The organism is Facklamia sp. P12937 (genome assembly GCF_050409505.1).
In the GTDB taxonomy this organism is placed as follows: domain Bacteria; phylum Bacillota; class Bacilli; order Lactobacillales; family Aerococcaceae; genus Facklamia.
This window is the reverse complement of sequence record NZ_JBNUPI010000053.1, coordinates 1-513: the sequence shown is the minus strand read 5'-3', so window position 1 is coordinate 513 and position 513 is coordinate 1. Positions and strand designations below refer to the sequence as shown.

General features: G+C 37.2%; 1 protein-coding gene. It reads left to right on the top strand.

Annotated elements, in window-relative coordinates:
- Positions 1 to 332 (top strand): Rib/alpha-like domain-containing protein (locus ACQV2R_RS08655; RefSeq protein ID WP_428892120.1); only part of this gene is annotated, 332 nt, incomplete at its 5' end.
- Positions 333 to 513: the final 181 nt, after the last annotated feature.

Sequence of the window (513 nt, the reverse complement as noted above, 5' to 3'; positions counted from 1 at the left end):
GACAACCCACGTTTGAAGATGTGACACCAGAAGGAGTAATAGACTATACTAAGCCAGGTAAATACATCGGTTTAGTGAAAGTTACTTATCCAGATGGTTCGTTTGAAATATTTGAAGTTCCAGTTATTGTTTCTGTCTCAGATTCAGAAAATGATGGAGATAATGGTGATCCAAATATCCCTGAAAAATCTGATGATTCACCTTCCAAAGCTGGAGTTTTACCGAATACGGGAGAGTCTGATCAACTTGTTCTGTTTTCAGGTGCTGCTCTTTCAATATTAAGTGGATTAGGATTAATTGCAGTAGGAGGCAGAAAAAAAGAAGAAAATTAAGATGTTTGAACGATTTGTAATAAAACTATTCAAATTTTAAAATCAAGGTGATAATATTTTGGCTCTATGTCAAATAGGGTTGATGCTATCCAAGGAGATTAAGCAACTAACGGTTGCTTGGTCTCCTTTTCTTGTGTGCCCAGCATGGGCACAATCTAATGGGTGAAAGTCCCTAGTCTGC